This window comes from Methyloceanibacter stevinii (genome assembly GCF_001723355.1).
GTDB lineage: Bacteria > Pseudomonadota > Alphaproteobacteria > Rhizobiales > Methyloligellaceae > Methyloceanibacter > Methyloceanibacter stevinii.
In genome coordinates, this window is the sequence record NZ_LPWE01000009.1 from 1 (window position 1) to 345 (window position 345).

General features: G+C 64.1%; 1 pseudogene. It reads left to right on the forward strand.

From position 1 onward, the window contains the following. Positions 1–345 (forward strand): annotated as a pseudogene (gene groEL, locus AUC70_RS03910) (chaperonin GroEL); the annotation flags it as partial.

Below are 345 nucleotides of genomic sequence, written 5' to 3' on the forward strand. Positions count from 1 at the left end.
GGCTTCGGCGATCGCCGCAAGGCCATGCTGCAGGCATCGCGGTCCTGACCGGCGGCGAGATGGTCTCCGAGGATCTCGGAATCAAGCTCGAGAACGTCACGGTGCAGATGCTGGGCAAGGCCAAGCGCGTCAGCATCACCAAGGACGACACCACGATCGTCGACGGCGTCGGCAAGAAGAAGGACATCGAGGCCCGCGTGTCTCAGATCCGTCAGCAGATCGAGGACACGACGTCCGACTACGACCGTGAGAAGCTGCAGGAGCGTCTGGCGAAGCTCGCCGGCGGCGTTGCGGTGATCAAGGTCGCGGCGCCACCGAGATCGAGGTGAAGGAGAAGAAGGACCG